This window comes from Bradyrhizobium sp. sBnM-33, assembly GCF_032917945.1.
Lineage (GTDB): Bacteria > Pseudomonadota > Alphaproteobacteria > Rhizobiales > Xanthobacteraceae > Bradyrhizobium.
On the sequence record NZ_CP136624.1, the window covers coordinates 5,742,718 to 5,769,398 of the forward strand.

Consider the following 26,681-nt stretch of genomic DNA (forward strand, 5'->3'; position numbering starts at 1 on the left):
GAGCATGAAGTACTCGAAGAGCGGTGCAGAGGTGCGGTTGGCCCCCCGCGATGTCCTGGCACGCGCGATCAAGGAGCGGCATGCCATCCTGTTCGTCGGCGCCGGCGTCTCGATGTCGGTCGGGCTGCCCTCATGGCAGACGCTGATCGATCATCTGCTCGATGAGCTGGAGCTCGATCGCAGCACGATGGACGACATGCGCGAGAGCTACCAGATGCTTGCCGAATATTACCGCCTGAAGCAGGGCAGCATGGGCCCGCTGCGCAGTTGGATGGACCGAACCTGGAAAGTCGCCTGCGACCGCGTGGCCACTTCGGAGCTGCATCGGCTGATCGTCGAGCTCGACTTCCCGGCCATCTACACCACCAACTACGACCGTAACCTCGAAACCGCGTTCGAGGTTCACCACAGACCGTACGCGAAGATCACCAACGCCAAGGAGATCGCCGACGCGCCGGAAGGCGTCACCCAGATCATCAAGTTTCACGGCGACTTCGACGACGACGATTCGCTCGTCCTGACGGAGACCGACTTTTTCAATCGCCTGTCGTTCGATTCACCGCTCGACATCAAATTCCGCGCCGACGCACTCGGACGGACTATCCTGTTCATCGGCTACAGCATGTCGGACCCAAACATCCGCCTGCTGCTGCATCGGATATGGGAGATCTGGGAGACGTCCGGCCGAAAAGAGGATCGCCCACGTTCGTTCGTGTTCATGCCCTCGCCTAACCCCGTGCAGGAGGCGCTGCTGGCGCGCTGGGGGATGACGTTGCTCGCGCCGGAGGGAGACACGCCCGTGGACGATGCGCTGGTCGCACTGCTGCGCGACGTTCAGGCGAGAATACGCACGTTGCCCGAGCCAGCTACTGAGCCGGCAACAAAGGAGATCAAACCTTCGCGGGCGTCAGTTGCACCGACTCGCCGCAGCCGCAGGCCGAGACCTGGTTCGGATTGTTGAAGATGAACTGGGCCTGGAGCTTGTCGGCCTTGTAGTCCATCTCGGTGCCGAGCAGGAACAGAACCGCCTTGGGATCGACCAGGATCTTGACGCCCTTGTCCTCCACCACTTCGTCGGTCGGGCGGATCTCGTGGGCGTATTCCACCGTATAGGATTGCCCGGCGCAGCCGCCGTTTTTGATGCCGACGCGCAAGCCGACGATCTCGGAATCGGCGCGCTTGGTCAGCTCCGTGATCCGCGCGGCGGCGGCCTCGGTCAGCTTCATCACCTGCGGGCGCGGCCGCGGCTTCGGCTTGGACTGGACGGTGGTATCCATTGCAGTCGATCTCCGGCGTCGCCTCGTGGCGACGAACTATCATGCCATTAAAATAACAACGAAATTCCCACTGTGAAGGTCTCTCATCATGAACTCGATCAGAACCCCTCGAAACGCTCCGTACGCCCGCTAGTAAATCTTCCAAATTCCCGGCGTCGCCAGTTCCAGCAAATGGTTGTCCGGATCGCGGAAGTAAATGCTCTTGCCGCCGCGCGGCCAGTCCGTCCTGCCTTCGATCGCGACATTGCGCTCGCCGAGTGCCTCTTCCCACACTGGCAGCTCGGCCGCCGGGATGGCAAAGGCCATATGAATGGGGCCGCTGCCGTCATGCGGCGGAATGGTGCCGCCGGGGAGTTGGATCGTCTCGGGCGCCGAGCCGCGGCGAAACAGCAGCAACACGCTTCGTCCACCCACATCGAAAGCAACGAACCGCGAATCCGCCGTCAGCGCTTCCAAACCCAGCACCTCCTGGTAGAACGCGCGGGCGCGGTCGAGGTCATCGACGTAGAGTGCAGTCTCGATGACACCGGATAACTGCGGCAACGGATTCCTTCACCACATGTTGAGGACGAGGCGCGCCTCGTCGGACATCCGATCCGGCGTCCAGGCCGGATCCCACACCAGATTGACATTCACGATACCGACGCCGGGCACGCTGGCAATTGCGTTCTCCACCATGGTCGGCAGTTCGCCGGCCGCCGGACAATTCGGGGTGGTCAGCGTCATCGTCACATCGACGCTTCGGTCGTCCTTGAGGTCGACCTTATAGATCAGTCCGAGTTCGTAGATGTCGGCCGGAATCTCCGGGTCGAACACCGTCTTCAGCGCCGCGACGATCTCGGTGCCCAGCCGCTCGGTTTCCTCCGGCGGCAGCGCCGAATGGGTTTCCATGTTGGCGGTTTTGACTTCGGCCGTATCACTCATGCGAACAAATCCCGCGCCTTGATCAGCGCCTGTGCCAGATGGTCGACTTCTTCCCGGGTATTATACATTCCAAACGACGCCCGGCAGGTGGCTGTGACATTGAACCGCTCTAAAAGCGGCATCACGCAATGGGTGCCGGCGCGCACCGCGATTCCCTGCCGGTCAATTACGGTTGCGACGTCGTGGGGATGGGCGCCCTTCATCTCGAAGGAGATCACCGGTCCCTTGCCACGCGCGGTGCCGATCAGGCGCACCGAATTAATCTCGCGCAGCCGCTCCTGGGCGTAGGTGAGAAGATCGTGCTCATGGGCGGCGATGCGGTCCTTGCCGATCGATTCGACGTAGTCGATCGCAGCGCCCAACCCGATCGCCTCGACGATCGGCGGCGTCCCGGCTTCGAACTTGTGCGGCGGATCGCCATAGGTGACCCAATCCTTTGCCACCTCGCGGATCATCTCGCCGCCGCCATTATAGGGCCGCATTGCCACTAGGTGCTGATGCTTGGCATAGAGCGCGCCAATCCCGGTCGGACCATAGATCTTGTGGCCGGTGAAGGCATAGAAATCGCAATCGAGGTCCTGCACGTCGATCGGCAGATGCACCGCGCCTTGCGCGCCATCGACCAGCACCGGAATGCCGCGGTCATGGGCGAGCTTCACGACCTCCTTGACCGGGACGAAGGTGCCAAGCGCGTTCGACATCTGGGTGATGGCGACAAGCTTGGTGCGCGGCGTCAGCAGCTTCTCGAATTCGTCGATCAGGAAATTGCCTTCGTCATCGACCGGCGCCCATTTGATCACGGCGCCGTGGCGCTCGCGCAGGAAGTGCCAGGGTACGATGTTGGAGTGATGCTCCATGATCGAGAGCACGATCTCGTCGTCCTGCTTGATGTTAGGTTCGCCCCAGGACGATGCCACCAGGTTGATCGCCTCGGTGACATTGCGGGTGAAGATGATTTCTTCACTCCGCGCCGCATTGATGAATTTCGCTACCTTGGCGCGGGCGCCCTCGTAAGCCTCGGTCGCGGCGTTGGCGAGATAGTGCAAGCCGCGGTGTACGTTGGCGTACTCGCTCTTGTAGGCTTCCGTCATGCGGTCGAGCACCGCATTCGGCTTCTGCGCGGAGGCGGCGTTGTCGAGATAGACCAGCGGCTTGCCATAGACCTTCATCGCCAGCGCGGGAAAGTCCTCGCGCACGCGGGCGACGTCATAGGCGCCATTCTTGACCGCCGGATGCTGGGTCATGCCCGCGCCTCCAGCCAACGCTGCGCGGCGGCGATTGCGAGTTCGCGCAGATCGTCGTTGGCAATCGATTCGATGGCCTCGCCCACGAATGCCTGGATCAGCAGCGCCTGGGCCTCCTTCTCGGAGAGGCCGCGGGCACGCAGATAGAACAGCAGGCTCTCGTCCAGAGCGCCGGTGGTGGCACCATGGCCGCAGGTAACGTCGTCGGCGAAGATCTCGAGCTCCGGCTTGTTGTCGGCCTCGGCCTCGTCGGACAGCAGCAGCGCCCGCGTCATCATCTTGGCGTCAGTCTTCTGCGCGTCCGGACGGACGATGATGCGGCCCTGGAATACCGAATGGCCGCGGCCATCGACCACGGCACGGAAGACTTCTCGGCTGGCACAGTTCGGCACCGCGTGGTCCATGAACAGCGTGGTGTCGGCGTGCTGGCGGTCATTGAGCAGGTTGACGCCGTTGGTCTCGACCCGGGAACCCTCGCCGGCAAAGGCGATGGTTGCCTGATAGCGGCTGACGCCCGCGCCCGAGGTCATGCCAAAGGTATTGAAATGCGCATGCGCACCCAGCGTCACCACGGCAGACGAAATGTTGACCGCGTCACGCCCATCCTCGACCAGTCGAACATGGTCAAGCCGCGAATTGTCGCCGATTGCGACGATCAGGGAGTCATGTGCCTGATAGGCCTTCGCGCCGTCGGCGGCGATGTAGCTTTCGACCAGCGTCGCGCCGGCATCCTTGCCGAGACGCAGCAGCGAACGGGTGAACATCGCAGCCGGCATAGCACCGCTCGCGACATGAATGATCTGCAGCGGCTGCTTCAGCATGACGCCGTTGGCGATCTCGATCACCACGCCATCGGTCATCATGGCGCTGTTGAGCGCGACCAACGGATTGGCATTGTCGGGCGTAAATAGTTGCGTCTGCAGCGCGGCATCGCCGGTCTCCAGCACGTCGTGCAGGGTGCGGACGGTAACGCCCTTCTCCAGCCCCTCCAGTTCGGAGAGCTTCGGCGCGAACACGCCGTCCACCAGCACCAGCCGACGGGCGCCCTTGATCGCCTGCAGCTTCACGGCGGCAGCAGCCTGCTTCAGTGCGGCCGCGTCCGGTGCGGTCGCCAGCGGCAGCACCTCGCGCATCAGCGCGCGCAAATCGGTGTATTTCCAGTCCTCGAGCCGGCGGTGCGGCAAACCTACACGGTCATAGGCCTCGAAGGCGGTATTCCGCGCCTCGGCGACCTTGCCACCGCCCGGCAGCCGATCGCGCACCACCGCAAAGCTCTCGCTCAGCGCGCGCCCGGTTTCGTTTTTTGCCAGAACCACATTCATCACAAATCCGCCCGCGGTCAGGCCGCTTCTTCGAACTGGGCATAGCCGGAAGCCTCAAGCTCCAGCGCCAGTTCCTTATCGCCGCTTTTGACGACGCGGCCCCTCGACATGACGTGCACGAAGTCAGGTATGATGTAGTTCAGCAGCCGCTGGTAGTGGGTGATGACCACCATGGCGCGGTCTGGCGAACGCAGCGCGTTGACGCCATCGGCCGCGATCCTGAGCGCGTCGATGTCGAGGCCGGAATCCATCTCATCGAGGATGCAGACGGCCGGCTCGAACAGCGCCATCTGCAGAATCTCGTTGCGCTTCTTCTCGCCGCCGGAGAAGCCGACATTGACGCCACGCTTGAGCATGTCCTGCGGGATGTTCAGTGACTTGGCGACCGCACGAACCTTCTTGAGAAACTCCGGAGACGAAAGCTGGCTTTCGCCGCGCGCCTTGCGCTGGGCATTCAACGCCGTGTGCAGGAAATTCCAGGTGGTGACACCGGGAATTTCGACCGGGTACTGGAACGCCAGAAACACGCCCTTGGCGGCGCGTTCGTCCGGCTCCATCTCGAGGAGGTCCTCGCCCCGGAACAGGATTTGACCGTCGGTGACTTCGTAACCCGGCTTGCCAGCGATGACATGCGAGAGCGTGGATTTGCCGGAGCCGTTCGGCCCCATGATCGCGTGGACTTCGCCCGGGTTCACGGTCAGCGTTAGCCCGTGGAGAATTTCGTTATCCTCGACACGAACCTTCAGGTCTTTCACTTCGAGTAATGGCATAACTTTCCCTTGTGGAAATTCGTTTAGTGGCGCTGCCGGATCGGGCGCTCATAGGCGACAATCGCGGCGTCCGGGCACGCGCTTTCCAGACTTGCGATCTCGTCAAGCTTGACCGCATCGAGTTCCGCCGCTGCGATCAAATTGCAAAGTCCGTCGCCGACAGCCGCGCAGCAGTTCGCCCGATAGGCCATCAGATAAACACCCATCCTGTCGGCGGCGGCCTCAAGGCGGCGTGCCTGCGCGGCGCTTGGCCGGAACCACTCTGAGCTGTCGAGCCGCGACAAACTGGTTTCATCGATCTCGTTCAAGATCGGCAACAGCGTGCGCATCTCGCTGATATCAGTTGCGATCATCCGACGCTGCCCTCCAGCGAGATCGAGATCAGCTTCTGCGCCTCAACCGCAAACTCCATCGGCAGTTGCTGCAGCACGTCCTTTACGAAGCCATTGACCACGAGGCCGACGGCTTCTTCCTGGCTGAGGCCGCGCTGGGTGCAATAGAACAGCACGTCCTCGGAGATCTTTGACGTCGTCGCTTCGTGCTCGAAGGTCGCCGACGAGTTCTTCGCCTCGACGTAAGGAACGGTGTGCGCGCCGCACTTATCGCCAATCAGAAGCGAGTCGCAGGCGGTATAGTTGCGTGCGCCCGTCGCCTTGCGATGGGCGGTGACAAGACCGCGATAGGTGTTCTGCGAGACGCCGGCCGCGATGCCCTTGGAGATGATCCGGCTCGACGTGTTCTTGCCGAGGTGGATCATCTTGGTGCCGCTATCGACCTGCTGATGACCGTTCGAGATTGCGATCGAGTAAAACTCGCCGCGCGAATTGTCGCCGCGCAGGATACAGCTCGGATACTTCCAGGTGATCGCCGAACCGGTCTCGACCTGGGTCCAGGAAATCTTCGAATGGTTGCCGCGGCAGTCGCCACGCTTGGTGACGAAATTGTAGATGCCGCCGACGCCTTCCGAATTACCGGGGTACCAGTTCTGTACCGTCGAATACTTGATCTCGGCGTCGTCGAGAGCGACGAGTTCAACGACCGCCGCATGGAGCTGGTTCTCGTCACGCTGCGGCGCGGTGCAGCCTTCGAGATAGCTGACGTAAGAACCCTTGTCGGCGATGATCAGCGTGCGCTCGAATTGGCCGGTGTTGCGCTCGTTGATGCGGAAGTACGTTGACAGCTCCATGGGGCAGCGCACGCCCGGCGGCACGTAGACGAACGAGCCGTCCGAAAACACCGCCGAATTCAGCGTCGCGAAATAATTGTCCGAGGTCGGCACGACCGATCCAAGATACTGCTTCACCAGCTCGGGGTGTTCGCGGATCGCCTCCGAGATCGGCATGAAGATCACGCCGGCGGCCTTCAGCTCCTTCTGGAAGGTGGTCGCGACTGAAACCGAGTCGAACACAGCATCGACCGCGATTCTGCGCTCGCCTTCCGGCTTCACCACGCCTTCAAGCACCTCGACTTCGCGGAGGGGGATGCCGAGCTTCTCGTAGGTCTTCAAGATTTCCGGATCGATCTCGTCAAGCGAGCCGATCTGCTTCTTCGGCTTCGGCGCCGAGTAGTAATAGAGCTCCTGGTAGTCGATCTTGGGATAATTGACGCGCGCCCAGGTCGGCTCCGTCATGGTCAGCCAGCGGCGATAGGCCTCCAGACGCCATTCCAGCATCCAGGCCGGCTCGTTCTTCTTCGCGGAAATGAAGCGGACGGTGTCTTCCGAAAGACCCTTGGGGGCCTTGTCGGACTCGATGAGCGTCTCAAAACCATATCGGTATTGGTCGACGTCGATGCGGCGTACCCGCTCGACCGTCTCTTGTACGGCTGGCATTCCATCCTCCGCTCGCGGTTTCAAGGACCGCGGTGGAACAATCGTAAAAGTCGAATTCGAGGTCTTCCGACGAAACGCGCTTAGAACGGTTCAAGCCGTGTTTCGTCGCCCTCTAAGTAAGGCATCGGCGAGCTTTCGCCAAGCCTGAAGGGCCAAATCAATATCTGTCTCTGTGGTAGACCAGCCCAGACTGAGCCGCACCGCTCCCTGCGCCAGTTCCCTATTGAACCCCATGGCGGCCAGAACGTGGGACGGCTGCACCTTGCCAGAGGAACAGGCGGAACCTGACGATACTCCAATACCGCCGAGATCGAAGCCAACTACGGCCGTTTCGGCCCGGAGCCCGGGAACAGTAAACAACGTGGTATTGGGCAGGCGCGGCGCATCCTCTGAAAATACAATTATTTCAGGCGTTTGGCTCAACCCCTTCTCAAGGCGCTCACGCAAGCCCTGCTGCCGGACAGCATTAGCCGGCAGCTCGGCCATGGCCGCCTTGGCCGCTGCGCCGAAGGCCGCAATACCAGCGACATTCTCGGTTCCTGCCCGGCGGCCCAGCTCCTGGCCGCCGCCGCGAAGCAGCGGCTCCAGCCCCTGCACCTCCTCGGCCAGAACCAGCGCACCAACCCCCTTTGGGCCGCCGATCTTGTGCGCCGACAGCGTGATCAGATCGGCCCTTATTGAGTTGATATCGAAGGGTATTTTTCCGAATGCCTGGATCGCATCGACGTGCAGCAGCCCGCCTGCTTCATGCACGATGTCAGCGACTTCGCCGATCGGTTGAATGGCACCCGTCTCGTTGTTGGCGAGCATCACCGACACCAGCGCTGGCGGCCCATCGGCAAGCAACGCACGTAGATGGGCGAGATCGACCAGACCGGCACCCGAGACCTTAATCGCCGCGATCATATCCGCAGGAAACCGCCCCCCCGACAGCACCGACGTATGCTCGATGGCCGAGACCGCCAGCCGCTGGACCGGCCGGCCTGTGGCCCGGCGCAATCCCGGTGCCAGCGCCATTGCATTGGCTTCGGTGCCTCCGGAAGCAAAGGCGACATCCTGGGGACGGGCGCCGACTGCCGCCGCGATAGTGGCCCGTGCGTCCTCGACAAGCCGGCGCGCCTGACGCCCTTCGGCATGCACTGAGGACGGATTGCCCGCCAGCTCCCAGGCAGCCGTCATCGCCTGCCTCGCCTCTGGGCGAAGTGGCGTCGTGGCATTCCAGTCGAGATAGATCCGGTTTGGCATTTCTGTATGATACTACCTCCACCTGTAAGCCGCCAGCGCGAGCCCAGGCCTCGCGCCTGCGCACGCTGCCTTATGCCAATTGGGGATCGCGCCGTCTCCTACAATCGCAGGCTAACGCATTGAACCGCCTTCTAGATGTTCAAGATGCTTGCTTTTTGCCCCTCGCCTCATGCTAGAAGGCCGCAACCAGTTCACGGGAGCGCCGTTCGCGCATCGCCCAACGGCGCATGATCACATTCTTCCGCCGGATCACGTCCGTTGCTTAGGGATCATCAATGCCTGAAGTAATTTTCACCGGCCCCGCGGGCCGTCTCGAAGGCCGTTATCATCCGGCCAAGCAGAAGAACGCGCCGATCGCCATGATCCTGCATCCGCATCCGCAGTTTCACGGCACGATGAATCACCAGATCGTCTACCAGTGCTACTACGCGTTTGCGCATCGCGGCTTCTCGGTGCTGCGTTTCAATTTCCGCGGCGTCGGCCGTAGCCAGGGCTCATTCGATCACGGCACCGGCGAACTCTCGGACGCGGCCTCCGCGCTCGACTGGGCACAGACCATCAATCCCGAAGCGCGCGCCTGCTGGGTCGCGGGTTTTTCGTTCGGCGCCTGGATTGGCATGCAGCTTCTGATGCGCCGGCCCGAGGTCGAAGGCTTCATCTCGATCGCGCCGCCCGCCAATCTCTACGACTTCTCGTTCCTCGCGCCCTGCCCGTCTTCCGGCCTGATCGTGCACGGCGAGAAGGATGCGGTGGTGCCGCCGAAGGATGTCAACACGCTGGTCGAGAAGTTGAAGACGCAAAAAGGCATCGTGATCGATCAGCAGATCATCCCGGGCGCCAATCACTTCTTCGACGGCAAGCTCGAGCCGCTGATGGAGACGGTGACCGGCTATCTCGACATGCGGCTCGCCAACGTCCGCTAGTCCCGCTCGTGCCCCGGACGCGGTGCATCACGAAGTGGTGCACCGCAGAGCCGGGGCCTATCCATCCTGTTGTTCCGTTACCAGCATGGGTCCCGGTTCTGCGAAGCAGCGCTACGCGCTGCATAGCGCCCGGGACACGCGGCCCACGCTAAATCCCGGCAAAGCGCTACGCCGCCAGCTTCAGCATATGCGCGTTATGGCGCACCAGGAATGCGTGCAGCAATTGCGGATAGTCGGGACCAACCGCCGCACGCACGCTCGGCCGCTGCGCCAGCGCCTCTCGCCACGCGCGGACCTTCGGCGTATCGGCAAAGACCGAGAGATCGATCAGTTGATCGAACACGTCGAAGTAACGGAAGATCGGCGCGAACACCGCGTCCACCAGGCTGAAATCTTTGCCGGCAAAGAACGGGCCTACGCTCAGCGCTTCCTCGACACGCACGAACTTTGCGGCAACCGCTTGCCGCTTACTTTCGAAGATCGCGGGATCGCCCGTCGTCTCCAGGCCCCAGAGCTCGCTCAAAATGGTGGAGCCGAACTCCATCCACGCACGATGCTGCGCGCGCTGGAGCGCATCCTGCGGATGCAGCTTGGCGCCGCCCTGGGTTTCCTCGATATATTCGCAAATCACGTTGCTTTCAAACAGTGCGACCTCCTTGCCGTCGGCGCAGGTCACGACCAGCATCGGCACCTTGCCGAGCGGCGATATCTTCAAGAACCAGTCCGGCTTGTTGGCGAGATCGATATCGACCCGTTCGAACGGAATGCCCTTTTCGTTCAGCGCGATCACGGCACGCTGCACATAGGGACAAAGCTTGTGGCTGATCAAAGTGAGCTTCTGCGCCATGACGACCTCCAACGCGAGGCCGGCCGCCCCCGCTACATGCATCTGCATTCAAATTAGATGCATCTGCATGTAGTCGTCAAGGTCGATGCAATTGCATCAACATATCTTGAACCGCGTCACGGTCGCGCGATGATGCCCCCGGTCATCGGGATCGGCACCCCCGTGGTGGCGGGATAGCTCAGCGGCAGGCCTTTCAGGCCCCGCGCCGCCAAAAATCCAAATGCCTGCGCCTCGATGGCGTCGGAGGCCCAGCCCAGCGTGTCCGCCGCCCGGACGGTCGCCGGCGCCAGACACTCACGCAGCATCCGCAGCATGGTCAGATTGCGGGCGCCGCCGCCGGCCACGATCCAGTTCTTGGGTTCCTTCGGCAGCAAGGGCACCACCCGGGCGATCGCAGCGACCGTAAAGGCGGTCAGCGTCGCCGCGCCATCCTCGGGCGCGATGTCGCCGAGCTTCAGCCCCGCAAAATCGTTGCGATCGAGCGATTTCGGCGGCGGCAGCGAAAAGAACGGCATCTGCAGCGCACGATTGATCCAGGCTGCGTCGACCTTGCCCAGCGCGGCGGTGCGGCCTTCGGTGTCGAAGCGCTGGTTCATGCGGCGGAACATGTGGTCGTCGAGCAGCGCGTTGCCCGGACCGGTATCGCAGGCGATCAGCGTGTCGCCGTCGATGTAGGTGATGTTGGCGACCCCGCCGATATTGACCACGACGGTCGGCCCCTCCCAATCCAGCGATTGGGCGAGCGCGCGGTGATAGACCGGCACAAAGGGCGCACCCTGCCCGCCGGCTTCGACATCGGCAGCACGGAAATCGTACATGACCGGAATATGGATCGTCTTGGCGAGCGTTAGCGCGTCGCCGATCTGGACCGTCAGCTTTTTCTCGGGCCGGTGCAGCACGGTCTGGCCGTGAAAGCCGACGATGTCGATATCGTCGAAACGCATCCGGTGTTGCGCGGTGAAGGCGGCCACGGCTTCGGCATGCGCCGCTGTGACAACCCGCTCGGCCTCGCGCAGGCAGCCGGGTCGCGCCATACGATCCGGCAGGTCGGCGGCCTCGTACAGCGCCTGGCGCAAGAGGCCGCGCTCCGCATCGGTATAGGGCCGGTATCCGGATGGGCCCAAGGCATTGACGCGGCGGCCATCGGTTTCGATCAAAGCGACATCCACCCCGTCGAGCGAGGTGCCGCTCATCAAACCTAATGCGGTCAACATCATAGTCGATTGTGCCTTTGAAACGCCCTGCTCGATACGTCCCGCCGACGACGACCAGCTTGTGCCAAACACGCACATCTTATAATGCCACAGCGCCCAGCCCTGCGGCAGCCTGTTCCGCCATGGTTCCGCAACTCGTTACAATTACAGTGAAAATAGAATGATCAAGCAGCCCGCCAATGACCAAATTTAAATCAGATTTCCTGAACATTTTACAGGAACGCGGCTTCATCCACCAATGCTCCGATTTCGAAGGCCTTGATGCGCTGGCCGCCAAGGGCCAGGCGACCGCCTATGTCGGCTATGACTGCACCGCGCCGTCGCTCCATATCGGCAATTACCTCACCATGATGATGCTGTATTGGCTGCAGCAGAGCGGCAATAAGCCGATCACTCTGATGGGCGGCGGCACCACCATGGTCGGCGACCCCTCCGGCAAGGACGAATCGCGCGCCATCCGCTCGATCGAGGAAATCGAGGCCAACAAGGCCTCGATCCGCGGCGTGTTTGCGAAGGTGCTACGCTACGGCGATGGCCAGAGCGATGCCGTCATGCTCGACAATGCCGAATGGCTGACGAAGCTGAACTATATCGAGATGCTGCGCGAGATCGGCCGGCATTTCTCCGTCAACCGCATGCTGACGATGGATTCGGTCAGGCTCCGGCTCGAACGCGAGCAGGAGATGAGCTTCATCGAGTTCAACTACATGGTCTGCCAGGCCTACGATTTCGTCGAACTGGCGCGGCGCACCGGCTGCCGGCTGCAGATGGGCGGCTCCGATCAGTGGGGCAATATCGTGATGGGCGTCGATCTCGGCCGCCGCATGGGCACGCCGCAATTGTTCGCGCTGACCACGCCGCTGCTCACGACCGCGTCGGGCGCCAAGATGGGCAAGACCGCACAAGGCGCGGTGTGGCTCAATGCCGACCAGTTCTCGCCTTACGATTTCTGGCAATACTGGCGCAACGTCGAGGACGCGGACGTCGTGAAATTTCTAAAGCTGTTCACGATCGTGCCGATGAGCGAGATCGAGAAGCTCGCGGCATTGCAAGGCGGCGAAATCAACGAGGCCAAGAAGGTGCTGGCGACGGAGGCGACCGCGCTCTTGCATGGCCGCGATGCCGCGAACACCGCCGCCGAAACCGCCCGGCAAACGTTCGAGCAAGGCGCGATCGCGGAGAACCTGCCCACGGTAGAAGTTTCGCGCGGCGAACTCGAGGCCGGCGCGGCCGTGCTGGGGCTGTTCGTGAAAGCGGGGCTCGTGACCTCGAATGGCGAGGCACGACGCCAGATCAAGGGCGGCGGCTTGCGGGTCAATGATGCCGCCGTGACCGACGAGAAAATGGTGCTCACGCCGTCCGACCTCACGCCGGAAGGCGTCATCAAACTTTCCATGGGGAAGAAAAAACACGTGCTGCTCAAGCCGGCTTAGACGCTTAGCGTCATTCACGGTAACGCGGGGTCATATGCCCAAGCCATGCCGTGAGCCTTGATCTTTCCCTGACCAGGCCATCCTGATTGAAGTGGTGAACACAAAAGTGTGCCCATGAATCTTCGAACGCCATTTCCATGTCACCTGTGACCGACGTGGTACCTAGCCCGATTTCTGCGTAGGTAAACTCGAAACTGCCACTAGGACGCGCCAGCGCAATGTGGAATGGTTGACCGGTAAACTCGTTGATTTTCGGCCTGCCGGTGCTCCGCATCACGCCGGGTATCTCTACCCTTGCGGTTCTGAGTTCCAAGTCCGCATCGAGATCAATCGACAGGACCAACGTCTCGCAAAATTCTGAGCAGGTGGACGCGAATACGGCGAAAAGATTGCTCAATGGTTCGCATGCCTCGCCTGAGATGATCGCTTCAAGCGCGATCCGTTGAGCTTCATCCGAACGCTCGTCGATAACGATCTGGCGCCGGCCGTTTCCGTCCTTGATTTCGCCAGGCCACTTGTACAGCGCTGCCCAGTTCAGGCCTGAAAGCGGCGTATCGTTGAAGTGGCCTTCGACGATGGCGCCGACGAAGGCCGACTGGCAGTAGCCGTGGGTACTCGGCAGGTTGAACTGGCAACCGCAATTCATGGCGCAATTGCAGTTGTCATAAGTCTCGCTCTTGAATAGCCATCGATCAGCCATCTCACTGCGCCTCCCGAAAGCGATGACGCTCAACTCGACTTTGCGCGAACTTCAAGTGGGAACGAAGCGATAGGCGCCTTCCTTGCGCTCGACGAAGCCGGTGCCAGGGAACGGCAGGTGAGCACCGATCAGCCGGCGCTTTTCAATGACGAGTCGATCAAGCAGGCGTAGGCGGGTCGAGATGCCCCGATCCGGCTCATGGTCGACTGGCACCGGCCACGACGGATGCTGGAATGAGATCACAGCGTGCGTAAGCGCGTCCCCAACGACGACGAGACCATCCCCACCGGCGATTTCGACCGAGATGTGGCCCTGCGTATGCCCTGGCGTATCGATGACCCGCACGCCACTGACAATCTCATCGCCATCCCGTACCGTCCTCATCTTGTCCTTGATGCGCGAGAAATGGTTCTTGGCGCCACTGATGCGATCGTTGGTTGCCAAGACTGCCGGCAACCTTCGCATCACATCCGGGTCGGCCCAAAGGTTCCATTCGACGGTCGAAACGAAATAGTTCGCATTCGGATAGATCGGGTTGTCATTCGCGTCGAGGACGCCCCAAAGGTGGTCGGGATGGCCGTGGGTCAGGACGATCTTGGTAACGGTCGCAGGTGGGATGCCGGCAGCTTTGAGGTTCTCCGCAAGCTTTCCCGCCGTGGGCTGGTGGCGCGGGCCGGTGCCCGCGTCGACCAGCACCACATCGGACTGGCTACGGATCACCGCGACAGTGTTCACGAGTTGGAGCCGTTCGCCGGTTTGTCCGGCTGTGTTCAGGGCGGCTTCGCGCTCGGCAGGCGGAGAGTCCGGCGTCACGAGGAAGCCCGCTGGAAGGAAGAAATGGCCGTCGCTTACGACCAGAGTCTCGAGGCTGCCTGATTTGTGGACCGGTACCGTATGGACGGCTGCCCTTGTCGGTCGCGGCGAAGACACGCACGCAGCTGCGGCCAGAGCCGCTGCAGCCGATTCACTTAGAAATTGGCGGCGAGCTATTCTGTGAACATGCCCTGCGGTCACGACACTTCCCTCCTTGATGGGCCACCTTATCGATAGGCACCGCCCCGTTGGGCGCGAAGCTTAACTGGCGCATTTGGGTGCCAGATATCCGATTGCCGCGAGGGCCTATCCGGAAAGCGCGTAAAACGTGGAAATCGCCTACGGGAATCAGCAACGATCACTATCCAGAAACTGCAAGAATGATCGGAGCATTCCCGCCCCGGTGGCCCATACCTCGGTATGCATGTTATGCTCGATCAATACGGAGGCGAGCATGCAGCTTGGCACAGCGCCGCTTTTGGAGCAGCTGCCCATCTTCCACAGCCGCAATGTGGAAGAGACCGGTGCATTCCTGCGCGCGAAAGGCTACCGCTTCGACATCGCAGGGCGGCAGGCCCGCCACCTCGATGCGCGCCTCAACGGCGTTTACATGCCGGGCCTCTACGTGGGTTACGTGCAATACGGCGGCGCATCGGTCGTCCTGTCGCCAAGCCCCGCCCGCACGGAAACCTGGATCCACCTGCCACTTCGCGGGCAACTTGGAGCCACCATTGGCCGTGACCACATCGTTTGCAATCCGAACCTCGCCACGATCATCTCGCCGATGCGCGAGAGTTGTCGGCTGGTATCGGAGGCCGATAGCAGCCGCATCCAACTGTCTTTGACCAAATCCAGCCTTACAGGCCAGCTTGCCGCCCTACTTGGCGAGCCACCAACCGCTCCCCTCGACTTTGCACCCACCATCGACCTCGCAGCCGGGTACGGCCGCAGCCTGGCACGCTACGTGCTGATGGCCGTCGCGGACCTGGAACGGGCGGGATCGGTGCTCTGGAGTACGACGACGATGAGCAAATTCGAGGAGTTCATTGTTACCGCACTGCTGCTGTCGCACCCGCACAATTACAGCAACGCGCTGCGACGCCTCGAGAGGCCGATTGCGCCGCGTGACGTGAGGCGCGCGGTTGACTATATCGAGGCCCACCTCGACCAGGCAGTCACAGTGGCCGACCTCGTTACGGCAACCGGCGTTGCGGGGCGAACACTCTTTATGCACTTCAGGAATTTCAAGGGCGTATCGCCGATGCGCTACCTACGGAACGCCCGCCTGAGGCAAGTTCGTCAAGCCTTGCTGCGGGCCGATCCGGAAGCGAATATCACCGACATTGCCATGAGCACGGGGTTCACCCACATGGGCCGGTTCTCGGTGACGTACCGCACGTACTTTGGGGAAAGCCCTTCGGAGACGCTGAAAGGTCAGACGCAGCAACTTCGGAAGCAACCGTAGTTTGGGAAGCTCTAGGCCAGCAATTGCGTTGCTGTGTTCCGATGCGGAATTTGGTCGATACCGGAGGCATAGCCGACATCGGCCAAGGGCGCACCAATCGAGTTCGATTTACGAGTACGCGCCCTTAATCAGACCTGCATAGGTGCATTCGTTTTTGAGGCTTGCGGTATCGGCAGAAACGCGCTCCCTGCTCGCATGGATAACAAGACTCGCGGGGAGGATATCGCGACGCAGCCGCTCAAGCCGGGGCGGATTGCGCTCAACGTGCTGGCGCTGTGCTTCACGCTGGCGCTGCTCGGCCGCGGACTCGGCGAGAGCTTTACGGTTTTCCTCAAACCGATCTCGGAGAATTTCGGCTGGGACCGCGCGGAGGTGGTTTCGGTTTATTCGATGACCTGGCTGGCCGGAGGACTGACAGCGCCGGTGGTGGGCCGGCTGTTCGACCGCTACGGCCCCCGCATCGTCTATTCGTTGGGACTGCTGCTGCTCGGCAGCGCGTTTCTCGTGGCCTCCCGCGCGCAGGCCCTGTGGCAATTCCAATTGAGCGTCGGCCTCTCCCTCGGGATCGGCATCGCATTCATCGGTAACGTGCCGAATTCGATTCTGCTCGGCCGCTGGTTCGGCCGGCGATTGCCGACCGCGATGGCGGTGGTCTATTCCGCGGCCGGCGCGGGCGTGCTGGTGCTGCTGCCGGCGTCGCAGCTTCTGATCGATCATTTTGGCTGGCGCGGCGCCTATCAGACGTTCGGTATTGTTGCGCTGTGTCTGCTGCTGCCGTTGTTGCTGCTGCCGTGGCGGCTGTTCTCGACGGGCTCGCCACACATCGCCAAAAAGACCGATCCCGATTTCGTCGACGGCGGCTGGACGCTCGGCAGCGCGATGCGTCACCACGCGTTCTGGGCGCTGTTTTCGACCTTCTTTTTTACGGCCGTTGGGATGTATGCGCTTGCGGCGCAGATCGTCGCCTATCTGATCGATGCCGGCTTCCCGCCCCTGCAGGCCGCAACCGCCTGGGGCTTTTCCGGCGTCGTGCTGCTGTTCGGCATGCTGGGCGTCACCCAGCTCGATGCGATGATCGGACGACGTCCATCGGTGCTGCTCAGCTACGCGATCTCGATCGTCGGCATCATCCTGCTCTGGCTGCTGCAGTTCTATCCGAACTTCTGGCTGCTCGGCGCCTTCGTCGTGACCTTCGGCAGCATGATCGGCTCGCGCGGCCCGCTGATCACGGCAACCGCGATGAAGATCTTTCGCGGCGAACGGGTCGGCACCATCTACGGCACGATCTCGATCGGCAGCGGCCTTGGCTCGGGGCTCGGCGCCTGGGCCGGCGGCCTGATCCACGACTGGACCCACAGCTACAACCCCGTGATCGCATTCGCGCTGGTCGCCGTTGTGCTCGGGATGATTCCGTTCCTCGTGGTCCCGGCGCTGCGGCGGTAGCTACGTCCCGGCCTGCTTGCCAGGGCTCCTCTTTGTTGCTGCGATCGTTTCAAGCAGCCAGCTCTTGAATGAGAGCATCGCGGCTGTCGGTCGCCGGGAGTGCAGCGATGTAATCCAATAATCGCCTAGCGCGACTTCGATCTCAAAAGGACGTACCAGCCGCCGCTGGCGGATCTCGTCCTGAAACAATACCGCCGGCAACAATGCAACGCCGAAACCGCGCGCCGCTACACTGGCGATCGTGATGGATGAATCGAAGACCATCCCCTTGAGCACCGGACTCTGCAGTCCGGCCGCGGCAAACCATCGCGGCCATTCTTCCTGTCGGTAGGAACGTAGCAATACCTCGCGCTTGAGATCGGCCGGCCGGCTCAGCCTGCGAGCCAGCGACGGCGCGCAGAATGGGGTAAATGGCGCTCCCATCAAGTGGGTCGCCTCAGTGCCATGCCAAAGGCCATCGCCAAACCTGATCGCGTAATCGAGGCCTTCACCCGCAATATCGATACGATTGTTGTTGGTAAACAGGCGCAAATCGATCCGTGGATAGGCTTTCCTGAAAGCATCGAGCCGCGGCAACAGCCATCCCGAAGCGAAGGTACCGACCACACCGACCGCGATGACGTCCTGGTAGTGGCCGTCTTCAAAACGATTGAGCGTTTCGGTGAGCCGGCCGAAAGCCTCGACAATGCTCGGCAGCAGCAACTGTCCTTCATCGGTGAGCGCAACGCCGCGGGGTAGCCGGCGAAACAACTGTACGCCTAGCCGGTTCTCCAGCACTTTCACATGCTGGCTAACGGCCGCCTGTGTAACCCGAAGCTCCAGGCCAGCACGGGTGAAACTGAGATGGCGCGCTGTCGCTTCAAAGGCCCGTAGCGCATTGAGCGGAAGGTGCGAAAGCTTCATCCGGCGACGCATTGCTCGTCCTTAGTTTTTCTTATGCCTGCCCGCAGAACTCATCGTTTGTCAAGACAGCGACCGATCGGCACCTTCCTGCTCGCAGCAAGGAGGGATTCATTGTGATCACGAGAAGACAGTTTCAGCTTGGATGCGGTGCAGCGCTGATAACGACTGCTTTGAGCGGCCAGCAAGCGATATTTGCATCGACCACGAATCAACGACTGATCGACGAGATCAAGCGTCTGGAGAGCGAAAGCGGCGGCCGGCTCGGTGTTTGCGTCCTGGAAACGGCAACGGGCACTCGTCATATCCATCGGGGCGACGAGCGCTTTCCGATGTGCAGCACCTTCAAAGTGCTGGCAGCCGCCGCGATCCTGGCAGGGGTAGATGCCGGCAAGGAACTGTTGACGCGGCGCATAACCTTCGAGGCATCCGCACTCGTCGTGAACTCACCCGTGACCGAAACGCGCGTTGGCGTTGGCGGCGGCATGACACTCGCTGAAATTTGCGAAGCGGCGGTGACGCGAAGCGACAACACGGCCGGCAATCTGCTACTCGCCAGCATCGGCGGACCGCCGGGGCTGACAGCCTTCGCACGGAGTCTCGGCGACCAAGTCACGCGGTTAGACCGGGATGAGCCCTCGCTCAACGAGGCTTTGCTTGACGATCCGCGCGATACCACGACACCGAATGCGATGGCTTCGAATTTGCAAGCCCTGATCCTTGGGACTAAGGCGCTGTCGGCTGCATCGCGCGAGCAACTGACGGCATGGTTGATCGCCAACAAGACCGGCGATACGAGACTGCGCGCAGGTCTTGCGAAAGATTGGCGCGTCGGCGACAAGACCGGCACCGGTGCCCGAGGCACGAACAATGACGTCGCTGTGATCTGGCCACCCGGCAAGGCGCCCATCGTGATCACTGCCTATCTGACCGGCGCCACCGTGCCTGCCGCGCAGCAAAACGCCACCTTGGCTTCGGTCGCGCGGGCGGTGTCGGCCATGACATCTGGCTAGGTCGGAATGCAGGCCGTAATTGCCGGATTGTCGGTAGCGACCATCGTCCTGTACCTTGCAGCACCTGGTTCGGCTCCATCGATCGCGTCGGAGGATATATTTGCCGGCCGGCCCGCGTTTTCCGAAGCAGAGCAGCCAGCGCGGACGCCGGCCGACTGCAGAGATGTGAGGCGGATGGCCGACGGCATTCCTGAACTTGAGTACCGGATCGATCTCTCCGTGGTCGGCAGCCTGACGGCGGTGCAGACGGATCAAATTTTGTGGTATCTCGTGCTGTGCTCACCGCCGGATATCAGGATCATGTGCGTGACCTACCAATCCAACGGCGTGGCGATTGGCGACAGGGTCATCGTAAGAGGCGGATATCGACGACGCGACGCCAACCACGTCCTCTTGGATCCTTGTCTGGCAAGCAGACCAGAGCAGTGATGTCAGCCGAACGCAGCTTCCCATCCTGAAGTTTGCATTCGATCATCCACGCCTGTCGCGGTACCTGTCTAATTATTCGGCGGGAGTTCGATCGGGGTGTTGTTCTGCTTGCCGGTGTTGAACTCGAAGATCTTGCGCAGCACGCCGGGCATCACGGCCGAAATCGGATTGACGCGCAGCACGGGCTGACCAGGCGTGCCGACCACCTCATACGTCACGCCGATCAGCCCCTCATTACTGCCGCCACCGAGGAACAGGCCGAGCACGGGAATCTGGCCGAACATGTTGTTCAATCCGTACATCGGAACGAAGGTGCCGCTCATGCGCACGGCATTACCGACATAGTCGATGCTGCCTTCGATGGTCGCGCCGATGATCGGACCCTTCACGACACCATCGCGGATCGTGAGCTGTCCGCTCTGCCGGGTGAACTCGGCGCGAAGTGCCGTAAAGGAAATGCCGTTCTGAACGCCGGCCGCTCCGCCCGCGGCGGCGCGCTCCAGTGCGGCTTCACCCTTGACGGAAAAATCGCGGACGTTGATCAGACCGTCCTTGGCGCTGGGTTCGACCGTCGGCGGCTCCATCGCAAGCGAGAGCTGTCCGCCGACCATTTTCGAGTAGGTGTCGGTGAAGCGGAAGAAAGCACCCGCATCGTTGGTCTGCAGGATGATGATGTCGCGTCCCTGTCCCTGCCCGCGGCCGCGCAGATCGGCGCTCACCGGCGTGTCGCGCCCGACCTTGCCGGAGAGCGTGAAATTTTTGACGATGCCGTTGCGGCGGGAGAATTTGCTGTCGACGCTGCGCAACGCCTCGCCGTTGAAGCCGGCGACCGCGCCGAGCTTGACGTCGATATCGAGATCGATGTTCCTCGACTTGCTCTTGGGGTCGGCTTCCTTGCCCGAGATCGCCGACTTGAGGAAGCCGCGGCCGTCGAACACGTCGCCGCGCATCGTGACCTTCACGACGCCGTCGGCGCCGCGCTCGGCCTTCAACGTCGTCTTGTCGCCGTCCGACGGCGCGTAGGTCGGGAAGTTCGCGTTCAACAGATCACCGTTCTGGTCGACTTCCAGCGATCCCTTGATCGAAACGCCGCCGCCTTCGACCACGATGTCCTGGAACAGCGTCGACTGTTCCTTCTTCACGACATTGAACGTTGCCTTGCCCGACTTGCCGGGCACCTTGACCCAGCCCGGCATGATGTTGTCGAGCCGCAGTGAGGTCAGATCGGCTTCGATGCCGACGCGACTGTCGTTCTCGCCGATCTTGCCGATCACCTTGATCGGGATCGAGCCGCTCACGGCGGGTCCGAAATCGATCCCGAGGCGCGCGCGGCTGGCATCATCCAGCGTCGCCTGCAGCCTGATATCGGCGTCGCCCTCACTCGGTTTGCGATAGTCCAGCGAAGCCGGCTGCCCATTGATCTTGACGTCGCCCTTGACCTGGTAGCCCGCGTTATTGGCGAGCACCTTGAGCGTATTGGATTCCAGCTTCTGATTCATCACGAGCTTGTCGGCGGCAAACCCGGCCAGATCGGCAATCACGGTGTAGGTCGTGTCGGCCTTGGTCATCGAGCCCTTGACTGGCATGCCGAGCGTGATGGTGGCGGCAACGTTTCCCTTGCTGGCGTTCGGATCGATCAGCGTGCCGGAGAGATCGCTGATACGGTCGGACGCCAGAATCTCGGCCGCTGCCGGCACCGACGCGTCGACCCTGAACTTCACCCGTGACGGCGACGGCTTGGGCGCCATGTCCGGCACCTCGAAGGTGAAATCGGAAATATTGATCTTGCGGCCGCCGGGCGTGTCGGCAATTCCCTGCCCGATCGTGACCGTCGCCGTTCGCCCGGTAACCCGCGCCTTCAAATCGGCATCGCGGACCGCCGGCATGTCGTCGACCGGACGCGCGGTGACTCCCGAGGCCACGATGGTGACGGCCAGACCATCGTCCGGAATCGGCGGCCCCTTGCGCGAGAGATTGCGCACCGGCGAATTGACGCCGACCTCGATGCGCTGAAGCGTGCCGCGCTCGATGCGTTCGATCACCCATTCGCGCACTTCGGGCACAATCAGGATTGGCCACATCCGTTTCAGCGCGGATGCCGACATCGGCGTACCCGCAAAACCAAGCTGGAGACGCGCCTCACCCGAATAATCGATAGTTCCCGTACCGGCGATGCCGATCTCACCGTTGCTGATATCGGCCTGGGTGAGCAGCACACGCTTGCGATCGGTGTCGAACTTCAGCCCGATCGCGATCCGGTTGAAGATCAGCGGCGGTTCGTTGTCGGTGCCGGCCAGCAGGATGGTGCCGCCGCTAAGGCCGGCCTGCCATTCGGTGGTGGCGCCGTTCGGCGGCTCGAGATGGCCGAGCAGCGTAATCCGGTTCGAACCGGAAATGATCTTGAAGGGCGCGACCAGCACGCGCCGTCCGGAGTCCCATTCGACGCTCATCTCCGCCGAATCGATCGGCATCGGATAGTCAGGCGTATCGCTGTCGATGAGGTTTCCGGCGCCGGCGGTGATCTTGCCGCGGAAATAGGTCGGCAGACCGTCGCGACCCAGCTCGCCTTTCAGCTCGCCGGAAAGCGGCAGCTCGGCGCTGTAGGTCAGGTCCTTGACCCGCATCGCCAGCAGGATGTTGGCGGCAGGCACCTTGTCGGCGCGAAGATCGACCGACCGCACGCCGTTCTGCTGCGGTCCGACTACGACCTTGAGCGACCAGGGACGCGCACCTTGCTCGCCAAGGCTCACCGCAACCCCGCCGCCGCTCGGACGGCGCATGCTGAGGCTGATATTCTCGAACGTCCATTTGTTGCCGCGCTGCTGATCGTCGACGATGAGATTGCCGTTCTTGAGGCCGATCTCGTTCAGGTTCTGCCCGTCCAGGCCGGTCAGGCTGAGGCTGTCGAGCCAGTCAAGGCCAGCCAGCAATCCGCTCTGCGTGCTATCGGAAGCCGTCGCTGCAGCCCCTTGCGGCGGCGCAGGCGGCTGGCGGGGGAATGTCGGGGGTATCCCGGCATCGCGCTTGGAGGCAACGCCGGTCGCCAGCGGCTTGTCGGTGTCGCCGGCAGACACCGTCACCTGGCCGTCCGGCGTGATTCGTACCGCGAGTTCGGCATCGACCAGATTGAGGCTCTCGGCGCGCAGCCGCCCCATCAGCAGCGCCATGCCCGATAGTTTCACCTCGGCCTTCGGCGCGGTGGCGACGACGACCTGGTCACGGTCGCGGACCACGATGTCGCGGATGCGCACTGCGATTCGAATTCGTCCGGCCCGCTCGATCTGCGTACCGCCGACTTCGACCGTGTTGCCATGGCCGATATTGTCTTCAATCGCGGCCGCCAACCACGGCGTCGCAACGTCAAGATTGATCGGCCCTGCGCCGAGCCGCCACCACAGTCCGCCGAAACAACCGGTGAAGATCACCGCCAGCACGGCGATCACGATCGCCAGGCGCTTGACCCAGCGCTCGCCGGTCATCCATCGCTGCAACGCTGCAAATCTGTCGCCGAACCGGTGGAATCGGGAATTGGAGCGCGATAACAGCCGTCGCGCACGATAGCCCGCCGCCTCGTCCTGCTCCCAGCCCGCCGCGTCATCCCATTGCTGGGCCTCGGCACGCGGATTCGACCCCTTGGGCGAAGTATTCCTAGCCATTGCCTCTCGGTGCCGGCGCTGAGGTTGATCGCCGCCAAGGGCACGCTCTTGGACCGGTATCGAGCGCTCCTGTGCCGGCATCGCTGCCAATCCTCGATTAATACTGATACTCGTGGTCGGGCCCAAGGCTTGATTAGGCGGTCCCATCGACGAGCGGACGGGGGTAGCGTCGAATTCCTTGTAACCATACTCCGGGGTCATCAAACTTGCCCAGCAGCCGGAGCGAATCCGACGGTCAAAGGCGAGACCCGCAATACCCTAATGGTTGATCCGCGGAAAGCGACGAAAGGAAGGCGTATGTCCAAGAAAACGCGCAAGAAATCCTCCATGCCATCCCCCAAGAACCGCAAGACTTCCGCCGCAAAACCGGCCGCGGCCAAGGCCGCTAGCAAGACCGCCAGCAAGACCACCCGCCGCAGCACGCCGGCATCGGCCAAAAAGCCTGCCGCCAAGCTAGCCAACAAGGCCGCCAAAACCGCCACTAAGGCAGCCGCCAGGAAGCCGGCGAAGACGGCCAAGACCGCTTCAGCCAAAGCGTCGCACAAGCCGACATCGAAACAGTTAATAAAATCCAATCTATCGGATACGACCAAACCAGTTGCCGGAACCGGACTGGTCGAAGGCGCCATGGCTCCCCCCTTCAGCCTTCCGCGCGACGGCGGCGGCAGTGTCTCGCTGGCGGACTATGCCGGCAAGAAACTGGTGCTGTTTTTCTATCCCCGCGCCGACACGCCCGGCTGCACCCGGGAGGCGATCGACTTCACGCGGCTCAGCAGCGCGTTTGCCGATGCGGGAGCGGTGGTGCTCGGGATCTCGGCCGATACCGTAAAGGCCCAGGAATCCTTCCGGAACAAGCACCAGCTTTCGGTTCCTCTGATCTCGGACGAGCAACATGAGATGCTCGAGGCCTATGGCGCCTGGGGCGAAAAATCGATGTACGGCAGGACCTTTATGGGAATCATTCGAACGACGGTTCTGATCGGCGCCGACGGACGGATCGCCAAAATCTGGCGCAATGTGCGGGTCGACGGCCATGCCGACGAGGTGCTGGCTGCTGTTCGCGCCATGTGATCTGCAGGTTCCATTTCCCAAAAATTAACCATGAATGGGTCAAATCGGCAGGCAAATTGAGCCGAACGGAGCTGATTTCCGACCGGCGCGGGAGTGCCGATGTCGTACCGTTCCGGTCATTATTCCGATCACCACCATCCCCACGATCATGGCCGGACGCCGCCCCGCCGTCCGGCACCCCATGCCGCGAAAGCCGCAGCGCTTGACGGTGACGGTTACACCATCGTCCATGCCGGCAAGCAGGTCAGGCTCGGCCCGGTCGTGTTCTGGATCGTCGTCGGCACGATCGTGCTGCTTGGCATGTGGTCGGCGGCCACCGCCACCTATTTCGCGTTTCGCGACGACGTCCTGACCCGGCTGATCGCCCGGCAGGCCGAGATGCAATACGCCTATGAAGACCGCATCGCGGAGCTGCGCGCCAAGGTCGATCGCACGACCAGCCGCCAGTTGCTCGATCAGGAACAATTCGACCAAAAGCTCGACCAGATCATGCGCCGCCAGACCGCGCTCGAATCGCGCGCCACCGCGCTTGGCGCGATTCCGGATATCGCGGCAACCGGTTCGATTCGGCCCCCGGCGCGCGGCGCGGCCGTGGAGACACCCGCCCCCGGCAGCCTAAAACCCTCCCCGATTAGCGACACCGTGATCTTCGCCGCACCGCCGGATCGCGAGGCCCGGCTGGAATCGCGCACGCCCGTCGTGGCCAAGCCGCAGCCAAATCAGTTCGCCAAGGTTCAGGGCGTCGACAATGTCCTGGTCCGTCTGCAGACCTCGCTGGATTCCATCGAGCGGCGGCAGATGGCGGCCTTGAGCTCGGTCGAAGACAGCATGGAATCGCGGCTGCGCCGCATGCGTGGCGTGTTCACCGATCTCGGCCTCAATATGGCGCAGCTCGAAGCGGCAACGCCGCGCTCGGCCATTGGTGGCCCGTTCGTGCCGGTGAAGCTGCCGGCGGATGCCGGTGCGTTCGAACGCCAGCTCTACCGGATCAACCTCACCCGCGCCCAGATGCAGCGCCTCAACGCGACGCTCGCGCTGGTGCCTTACCGCAAACCTGTCGTCGGCGAGGTCGAATTCACCTCGGGCTTTGGCGTTCGCAGCGATCCCTTCCTCGGCCGACCCGCGATGCATACCGGCCTCGATTTCCGCGCATCGACCGGCGATCCGGTACGCGTCACCGCGAACGGCAAGGTCGTGTCGTCGGGATGGATGGGCGGCTATGGCCGCATGGTGGAGGTCGACCACGGCAACGGGCTGTCGACCCGCTACGGCCATCTGTCGGAGATTCACGTCAGGGTCGGCGACTTCGTCAAGATCGGCCAGGTCATCGGCGCCGTCGGCTCAACCGGTCGCTCCACCGGTCCGCATCTGCACTATGAAACGCGGATCGACGGCGATGCCGTCGACCCGCAGAAATTCCTGCGCGCGGGCGTGCGGCTCAGCTCAGGCTAGCATCGCGCCGTCAGAACTGGCGTGCTCGCTTGTTGTTCGCGGAATACGTCGCCGGTCTACCGGCATGTGAACGGAACCGGCGCGCCCCGCGTCGGTGAATTTTTTCTGGCCCCGTGTCGGATCGCATGGAGGCCAGGCGTCCTTGTGGCAGAGACTGAGCGAACCCAACCCAATCCTGCGATATACTCCGCTCAGTAATGGAGAAAAGTCATGTCCCAAGGCAATACCGTTCGTTTGCATCGTGTCCTCGCCACCAAGCCGGAGAAGGTTTTTCGCGCCTTCCTCGATGCGGATGCCATGGCCAAGTGGTTGCCGCCCTACGGCTTCACCTGCAAGGTCCACCAATTCGAGGCGAAGGTTGGCGGCACATTCAGGATGTCGTTCACGAATTTCACCACGAACACCAGCCATTCGTTCGGCGGTGAATATCTGGAGATCGTGCCCAACGAGCGTATTCGCTACACCGATCGGTTCGACGATCCCAATTTGCCTGGCGTTATGGAGGTCACGGTGACGCTGAAAGCGGTTTCGGTCGGAACCGAGATCAACATCGAACAGGCAAACTTGCCGACGGTGATCCCGCTCGAAGCCTGCTATCTCGGCTGGCAGCAATCACTTGCCCAGCTTGCGTTGCTCGTGGAACCGGATATTCCGGAATAGTGACGGTCGAGGAGAGGCACCACGCTGTGGTGCCTCATCTTGGGGTGTC

At 62.2% G+C, this 26,681-nt stretch carries 25 protein-coding genes; 10 read left to right on the forward strand and 15 right to left on the reverse strand.

What is annotated here, in order from left to right:
• Positions 1-4 precede the first annotated feature (4 nt).
• Positions 5-961: an SIR2 family NAD-dependent protein deacylase gene (locus RX328_RS26895; protein WP_213247765.1), complete on the forward strand. Its 957-nt coding sequence runs from the start codon at positions 5-7 to the stop codon at positions 959-961.
• On the opposite strand, the gene RX328_RS26900 is transcribed toward RX328_RS26895, so the two are convergent.
• The 9 genes from RX328_RS26900 to RX328_RS26940 all read right to left on the reverse strand — a co-directional run bounded on the left by RX328_RS26900 (position 891) and on the right by RX328_RS26940 (position 8,613).
• Positions 891-1,277 carry a HesB/IscA family protein gene (locus tag RX328_RS26900; RefSeq protein ID WP_171710914.1) on the reverse strand — a complete coding sequence of 129 codons (387 nt, stop codon included), beginning with the start codon at positions 1,275-1,277 and terminating at the stop codon, positions 891-893. The genes RX328_RS26895 and RX328_RS26900 overlap by 71 nt on opposite strands.
• A 129-nt stretch (positions 1,278-1,406) precedes the next feature.
• Positions 1,407-1,820: a VOC family protein gene (locus RX328_RS26905; RefSeq protein ID WP_213247372.1), complete on the reverse strand. Its 414-nt coding sequence runs from the start codon at positions 1,818-1,820 to the stop codon at positions 1,407-1,409.
• A gap of 9 nt (positions 1,821-1,829) precedes the next feature.
• Complete coding sequence (locus RX328_RS26910) at positions 1,830-2,201, reverse strand: SUF system Fe-S cluster assembly protein (RefSeq protein WP_213247374.1); 372 nt, start codon at positions 2,199-2,201, stop codon at positions 1,830-1,832.
• The gene (locus RX328_RS26915) at positions 2,198-3,445 is read right to left on the reverse strand and encodes a cysteine desulfurase (protein ID WP_213247376.1); all 1,248 of its coding nucleotides are present in this window, start codon (positions 3,443-3,445) and stop codon (positions 2,198-2,200) included. The genes RX328_RS26910 and RX328_RS26915 overlap by 4 nt, the downstream gene beginning before the upstream one ends.
• Complete coding sequence (sufD, locus tag RX328_RS26920; protein WP_213247378.1) at positions 3,442-4,767, reverse strand: Fe-S cluster assembly protein SufD; 1,326 nt, start codon at positions 4,765-4,767, stop codon at positions 3,442-3,444. The genes RX328_RS26915 and sufD overlap by 4 nt, the downstream gene beginning before the upstream one ends.
• A 17-nt stretch (positions 4,768-4,784) precedes the next feature.
• The gene (gene sufC / locus RX328_RS26925) at positions 4,785-5,537 is read right to left on the reverse strand and encodes a Fe-S cluster assembly ATPase SufC (RefSeq protein WP_213247379.1); all 753 of its coding nucleotides are present in this window, start codon (positions 5,535-5,537) and stop codon (positions 4,785-4,787) included.
• A 23-nt stretch (positions 5,538-5,560) separates the two neighbouring features.
• The gene (locus RX328_RS26930; protein ID WP_213247381.1) at positions 5,561-5,890 is read right to left on the reverse strand and encodes a hypothetical protein; all 330 of its coding nucleotides are present in this window, start codon (positions 5,888-5,890) and stop codon (positions 5,561-5,563) included.
• Positions 5,887-7,368: a Fe-S cluster assembly protein SufB gene (sufB, locus tag RX328_RS26935; RefSeq protein ID WP_213247383.1), complete on the reverse strand. Its 1,482-nt coding sequence runs from the start codon at positions 7,366-7,368 to the stop codon at positions 5,887-5,889. The genes RX328_RS26930 and sufB overlap by 4 nt, the downstream gene beginning before the upstream one ends.
• Positions 7,369-7,458: 90 nt before the next feature.
• On the reverse strand, positions 7,459-8,613 hold the full coding sequence (locus RX328_RS26940; protein ID WP_213247385.1) for a cysteine desulfurase family protein: 1,155 nt from the start codon (positions 8,611-8,613) through the stop codon (positions 7,459-7,461).
• Between the two features lie 275 nt (positions 8,614-8,888).
• Between RX328_RS26940 and RX328_RS26945 the strand changes: the two genes are divergently transcribed.
• Positions 8,889-9,536 (forward strand): alpha/beta hydrolase, encoded by a 648-nt coding sequence (locus RX328_RS26945; RefSeq protein ID WP_025589847.1) that lies wholly within the window; start codon positions 8,889-8,891, stop codon positions 9,534-9,536.
• Positions 9,537-9,702: 166 nt separating this feature from the next.
• Here the strand turns inward: RX328_RS26945 and RX328_RS26950 are convergent, their stop codons facing one another.
• Both RX328_RS26950 and RX328_RS26955 read right to left on the reverse strand, forming a co-directional pair.
• Positions 9,703-10,383 (reverse strand): glutathione S-transferase family protein, encoded by a 681-nt coding sequence (locus RX328_RS26950; protein WP_213247387.1) that lies wholly within the window; start codon positions 10,381-10,383, stop codon positions 9,703-9,705.
• Between the two features lie 116 nt (positions 10,384-10,499).
• A complete protein-coding gene (locus RX328_RS26955; protein ID WP_213247389.1) occupies positions 10,500-11,600 on the reverse strand; it encodes an anhydro-N-acetylmuramic acid kinase in 1,101 nt (366 codons plus the stop codon).
• Between the two features lie 176 nt (positions 11,601-11,776).
• On the opposite strand from RX328_RS26955, the gene tyrS reads away from it, so the two are divergent.
• Positions 11,777-13,030 (forward strand): tyrosine--tRNA ligase, encoded by a 1,254-nt coding sequence (gene tyrS, locus RX328_RS26960; RefSeq protein ID WP_213247390.1) that lies wholly within the window; start codon positions 11,777-11,779, stop codon positions 13,028-13,030.
• A gap of 10 nt (positions 13,031-13,040) precedes the next feature.
• Here the strand turns inward: tyrS and RX328_RS26965 are convergent, their stop codons facing one another.
• Positions 13,041-13,730: a DUF1326 domain-containing protein gene (locus RX328_RS26965; protein ID WP_213247392.1), complete on the reverse strand. Its 690-nt coding sequence runs from the start codon at positions 13,728-13,730 to the stop codon at positions 13,041-13,043.
• Positions 13,731-13,781: 51 nt separating this feature from the next.
• On the reverse strand, positions 13,782-14,660 hold the full coding sequence (locus RX328_RS26970; protein ID WP_213247394.1) for an MBL fold metallo-hydrolase: 879 nt from the start codon (positions 14,658-14,660) through the stop codon (positions 13,782-13,784).
• Between the two features lie 337 nt (positions 14,661-14,997).
• Here RX328_RS26970 and RX328_RS26975 point away from each other — a divergent pair, with 337 nt between their 5' ends.
• Positions 14,998-16,008: an AraC family transcriptional regulator gene (locus RX328_RS26975; RefSeq protein WP_213247396.1), complete on the forward strand. Its 1,011-nt coding sequence runs from the start codon at positions 14,998-15,000 to the stop codon at positions 16,006-16,008.
• Between the two features lie 195 nt (positions 16,009-16,203).
• Positions 16,204-17,451 (forward strand): MFS transporter, encoded by a 1,248-nt coding sequence (locus RX328_RS26980; protein WP_213247398.1) that lies wholly within the window; start codon positions 16,204-16,206, stop codon positions 17,449-17,451.
• Here the strand turns inward: RX328_RS26980 and RX328_RS26985 are convergent, their stop codons facing one another.
• The gene (locus tag RX328_RS26985) at positions 17,452-18,354 is read right to left on the reverse strand and encodes a LysR family transcriptional regulator (protein WP_213247767.1); all 903 of its coding nucleotides are present in this window, start codon (positions 18,352-18,354) and stop codon (positions 17,452-17,454) included. It abuts the gene before it with no gap.
• A 113-nt stretch (positions 18,355-18,467) separates the two neighbouring features.
• Here RX328_RS26985 and bla point away from each other — a divergent pair, with 113 nt between their 5' ends.
• Both bla and RX328_RS26995 read left to right on the forward strand, forming a co-directional pair.
• Positions 18,468-19,364: a class A beta-lactamase gene (gene bla / locus RX328_RS26990; protein ID WP_213247400.1), complete on the forward strand. Its 897-nt coding sequence runs from the start codon at positions 18,468-18,470 to the stop codon at positions 19,362-19,364.
• Between the two features lie 174 nt (positions 19,365-19,538).
• Positions 19,539-19,793 (forward strand): hypothetical protein, encoded by a 255-nt coding sequence (locus RX328_RS26995; RefSeq protein WP_213247402.1) that lies wholly within the window; start codon positions 19,539-19,541, stop codon positions 19,791-19,793.
• A gap of 68 nt (positions 19,794-19,861) precedes the next feature.
• On the opposite strand, the gene RX328_RS27000 is transcribed toward RX328_RS26995, so the two are convergent.
• A complete protein-coding gene (locus tag RX328_RS27000) occupies positions 19,862-23,530 on the reverse strand; it encodes a DUF3971 domain-containing protein (RefSeq protein WP_213247404.1) in 3,669 nt (1,222 codons plus the stop codon).
• Positions 23,531-23,746: 216 nt separating this feature from the next.
• On the opposite strand from RX328_RS27000, the gene RX328_RS27005 reads away from it, so the two are divergent.
• The 3 genes from RX328_RS27005 to RX328_RS27015 all read left to right on the forward strand — a co-directional run bounded on the left by RX328_RS27005 (position 23,747) and on the right by RX328_RS27015 (position 26,632).
• The gene (locus RX328_RS27005; protein ID WP_213247406.1) at positions 23,747-24,520 is read left to right on the forward strand and encodes a peroxiredoxin; all 774 of its coding nucleotides are present in this window, start codon (positions 23,747-23,749) and stop codon (positions 24,518-24,520) included.
• Positions 24,521-24,619: 99 nt separating this feature from the next.
• Positions 24,620-25,972, forward strand: a complete 1,353-nt coding sequence (locus RX328_RS27010; RefSeq protein ID WP_213247408.1) for a M23 family metallopeptidase — start codon at positions 24,620-24,622, stop codon at positions 25,970-25,972.
• Positions 25,973-26,182: 210 nt separating this feature from the next.
• Positions 26,183-26,632, forward strand: a complete 450-nt coding sequence (locus RX328_RS27015) for an SRPBCC family protein (RefSeq protein WP_213247410.1) — start codon at positions 26,183-26,185, stop codon at positions 26,630-26,632.
• Positions 26,633-26,681 lie beyond the last annotated feature (49 nt).